The following is a 4,267-nucleotide window of genomic DNA, read 5'->3' as shown; positions in this document are numbered from 1 at the left end:
GCCATAAATTGCATAAACAGCCTTCTATCAGAGGATATTACGGTACCGTCTTTTTCCCGGCCCTTCTCGCTTATGTCTACTTTGCTCTCTTTATAATCTGTACTCATTCGGCTCGTCTCCTTAAACGAAAATATAACAGGATAAATTGTGCTTGGCGATAAATCATGATTCTAAAATAGTTATTGGCAGAGTGGTATATATATTTTATAATAGTGAGCTTCATTAAAGGATTAAGTTATGAAAAAAGAATTCACAAATAAAGCAAAGACTCTGGTAGAGGCCCTTCCCTACATAAAGGAATTCTACGGCCAGACTATTGTGGTTAAGTATGGCGGTAGCGTAGGAGACGAGGATCTATCTAACTTTGCCAGAGACATAGTGCTCATGAAATACGTAGGCATGCACCCTGTTGTTGTGCACGGGGGCGGGCCTCAGATCGGAAATCACCTTAAAAAACTTGGCATTGAGACTGATTTTATTGCGGGCCTAAGGGTAACCGATCAGCAAACAATGGAAGTTGCCGAGATGGTTCTTGTAGGAAAAATAAACCAGAAAATCATTGAAGCCATACACTCTATGGGCGGTAAGGCTGTTGGAACATCAGGGAAAGAAGGAAAGATGATCCTTGCTAAAAAGCTAGACCTTAAGAAATTCGGCAAGGAAAACGGCGTTAAAATCCCAAAAGGTGCAGACTTGGGAATGGTCGGAGAAGTAGACAGCGTAAACCCGGATCTTATTAAAGTGCTCGAGAACTCAGGCTTTATTCCAGTTATCGCCCCAATCGGATTTGATGATGAGGGAAGAACTTTTAATATTAACGCTGATCATGTGGCCGGCCGTATAGCAGGCGCTCTTAACGCTGTTAAGCTTATACTTCTTACAAATGTGACTGGAATACTTGATGAAAAGAAAAAATTAATATCTACATTAAATGAATCCCAGGCTAAAAAGCTGATTAAAAAAGAGACAATCTCAAGCGGAATGATACCAAAGGTTATGTGCGCTATCGAAGCTCTTCATGAAGGGGTACAGAAAGTGCATATAATTGACGGCACTATTGACCATTCTCTGATACTTGAGATATTCACAGATTCCGGAATCGGAACGGAGATAGTTCTTTGAGCACCAAGCAAATTATTTCCAATACAAAAGAATATGTCATGAATACCTATGGGCGCTACCCTATTGCTATGGTAAAAGGGAAAGGCTCTTGGGTTTGGGATGCGGACGGCAAGAAATACCTTGATTTTGTAACTGGCATAGCAGTTAACAACCTAGGCCACTGTCATCCTAATCTTACTAAAGCAATAAGAGAACAATCAAAACAGCTAGTTCAACCGTGTAACCTTTTTCATATTGAGAAGCAAGGAGAGTTCGCAAAGCTATTAGTAGAAAACTCTTTTGCAGATAAGGTTTTCTTCTGCAACAGCGGAACTGAGGCTAACGAGGGGGCTATTAAACTCGCCCGTAAATGGGGTGGCGCTATGGGCGGCAAATATAAAATTATCCATGCCAAAGACGCCTTTCACGGAAGGTCGATGGGCTCACTTAGTGCAACAAGCAAAACCTATCAAGAAGGTTTTAAGCCACTTGTTCCAGGATTTAAATCTATACCCTACGGCAAAGTAGAGTCTTTAGAAAAAGCGCTTCAGGACGATAAAGTTTGCGCTGTAATGCTAGAGCCTATTCAAGGGGAAAACGGTGTTATTCTGCCGCCCGATGGGTATTTAAAGAAAGTACGATCTCTTTGCACAAAGCATAAAGTACTCTTGATTCTTGATGAAGTGCAAGTTGGTGTGGGCAGAACAGGGAAATTGTTTGCCTATGAGCAATATGGGATTAAGCCTGATATCATGACGCTTTCAAAAGCGCTTGGCGGCGGGATACCTTGTGGCGCATTTCTTACTACTAACAAAGTTGCTAAACACCTTGCACCCGGAATGCATGGCACTACACTCGGGGGAAATCCGCTTGCAATGAGCACCGGGCTTGCAGTGTTTAATACCATAAGTGAGGAAGGTTTATTAGACGGTGCAACTGACCAAGGCCAATATTTCTTGGAGAAACTAAAAGAGCTCAGCGAAACTTACAAAAAAGAGATAAAAGAAGTAAGGGGTAAAGGTTTAATATTAGGCATAGAGTTTAAAAACCCAGACACTGCAAAGAAAGTGGTTAACAACTGCATAGAAAATGGACTTCTTACAATTCTAACGAATAAAAAAGTGATGAGGATACTGCCTCCTCTGAATGTAAAACAAAAAGAGATAGATCTGGCCGTTAAAACAATACATAAGGCGTTAAAAGAGGTGAGTGGTGCCTAGACATCTTCTTAGTATTTTTGACCTATCAAAAAGTGACTTCAAGAAACTTTTTAAAAGAGCGGCCCAGCTTAAAAAGGATAAGAAAGCGGGTAAAAGCCATAGATCGTTGAAAAATAAATCAATCGGAATGGTTTTTGAAAAGCTGTCCACAAGGACTAGGGTATCTTTTGAAGTTGGGATAAACGATCTTGGCGCGAACTGCCTGTATATGAACCCTTCGGATATGCAGTTAGGCCGGGGTGAGTCTATCGCAGACACAGCAAAAATTCTATCATCTTATCTTGACGGGGTTATTATTAGAACGTTCGAGCAGGAGAGAATTGAGGAGTTTGCTGAAAACTCAAGCGTTCCAGTAATAAACGCACTTACAGATCTTGGCCATCCAACGCAAATAGCGGCTGATTTGTTTACGATTATCGAGAATGGGAAGAAACTAAATAAGATAAAAATTGCATATGTGGGGGACGGCAACAATATTGTAAATTCCTTTATAGGCGCAGCTTCAACACTCGGATTTAACCTTTCTATCGCCACTCCTACAGGGTATGAGCCTGATCCAGGATTTTTAGAGATAGCATCACAAATTGGAAATGGTTCTATAGAAATTATAAACGATCCAAAAGCAGCCGCACAAAATGCAGATGTACTGTACACAGATGTCTGGGTAAGCATGGGTCAGGAAAAAGAAGCAAAGAAAAAACAGAAAATATTTAAACCATATCAAATTAATGCTGAGCTTATAAATACTGCAAACCCTGGTGCTTTGGTAATGCACTGCCTTCCGGCTCATATTGGAGAGGAAATAACCAAAGAAGCGCTCGAGGGACCTAATTCAGTAATATTAGATCAGGCCGAGAACAAGCTCCACATGGGAAAAGCAATATTAGAGATGCTGCTTAAGTAGTAACCAATTTATCTATATAAATAGATTTGGATAATTTTACACTTGAACTAAATTTTTATTATCATATCGCTAATATTGGTGTTAGAATTATAAGGAGTTATCCTCTGGGGGATTTATATTAATGAGACGCGGTGAAAAAGTATATTATGTAAAGGACTTTATACAGACTGTTCCACTTCCTTCGCCTAAGAAAATATTTACCGAGCTAGATAAGCTTGGCTATAAAGGACAGGAAGAGGCAAGAAGAGCTGTATCGCTTGCTGCCTACCGACACGTCAAGCGTCTAAAGCAGATGCATTCTAAAAATACCCCGCGGGTAGATCTAGTTCCAAGACCTAATTCAATACTAATGGGGCCAACTGGCTGCGGAAAAACATATCTGATCGAGCTTCTTTTCGGAGAGATATTCAAACTTCCATTTGTAATTATTGATATGACTAAGTTTACGGAGTCTGGCTATGTCGGGGACGACGTAGTAAATATTCTGGTACAACTAGTGTATTCAGCAAACGAGAGCATAGATATTGCTGAGTGCGGGGTGGTTGTGCTTGATGAGTTTGATAAAATAGCGGGCTCTTACAGCAGCGCTCGTTTTGCAGGGCAAGGCACCACGAAAGATGTCTCCGGTTTTGGTGTACAAAGAGAACTCCTAAAAATTCTAGAGGGCACCGATGTTCAGATCCCTTTAGATTTTGGCTTTTCTAGCCGAGGCCCAAGGGCGCTTATATCAACCCGCGACATTTCGTTTTTTGCAGTCGGTGCATTCTCAGGAATAAAAAACCTATTTGGCAGTAATGAAGCAGGGTTTGTTAAAAACTTAGACGACAATCAAGTCTATGACGACACAATTGCATATAATATGAGCCATGAAGAGGCCGATGATATAACAAAATTTCAGCTCTTTGGTTTTCTTCCAGAGCTAATTGCAAGATTTAATAGAATTGTCCCGTTTTCACCTCTAAGCAGGGATACTTTGCAAGAAATTATTCAGCTTAAGATAATGAATTACCAAACTGAGTTTGAAGAAGAAGGATTTGAGCTT

Annotated in this window: 4 protein-coding genes; all 4 read left to right on the top strand. The window is 40.5% G+C overall.

Going from position 1 to position 4,267, the window contains the following annotated elements; translation table 11 throughout:
* Nucleotides 1-237 precede the first annotated feature (237 nt).
* Nucleotides 238-1,122, top strand: coding sequence for an acetylglutamate kinase (gene argB, locus AAF462_10510; GenBank protein MEM7009554.1), 885 nt, complete (start codon nt 238-240; stop codon nt 1,120-1,122).
* Nucleotides 1,119-2,321: an aspartate aminotransferase family protein gene (locus AAF462_10505; GenBank protein MEM7009553.1), complete on the top strand. Its 1,203-nt coding sequence runs from the start codon at nt 1,119-1,121 to the stop codon at nt 2,319-2,321. Before argB ends, AAF462_10505 begins: the two co-directional genes overlap by 4 nt.
* Nucleotides 2,314-3,225, top strand: coding sequence for an ornithine carbamoyltransferase (gene argF, locus AAF462_10500; GenBank protein ID MEM7009552.1), 912 nt, complete (start codon nt 2,314-2,316; stop codon nt 3,223-3,225). Before AAF462_10505 ends, argF begins: the two co-directional genes overlap by 8 nt.
* 121 nt (nt 3,226-3,346) lie before the next feature.
* Nucleotides 3,347-4,267, top strand: a 921-nt coding sequence (locus AAF462_10495; protein ID MEM7009551.1) for an AAA family ATPase, incomplete at its 3' end; no start/stop codon positions are given.

Source organism: Thermodesulfobacteriota bacterium, assembly GCA_039028315.1.
GTDB lineage: Bacteria > Desulfobacterota_D > UBA1144 > Nemesobacterales > UBA2774 > CR02bin9.
The sequence above is the reverse complement of the archived record's forward strand: the minus strand, read 5'-3'. Positions and strand labels throughout refer to the sequence as shown.

Coding starts and splice junctions, on each gene's coding strand:
- argB (MEM7009554.1), top strand. CDS start 238: ATGAAAAAAGAATTCACAAATAAAGCAAAGACTCTGGTAGAGGCCCTT.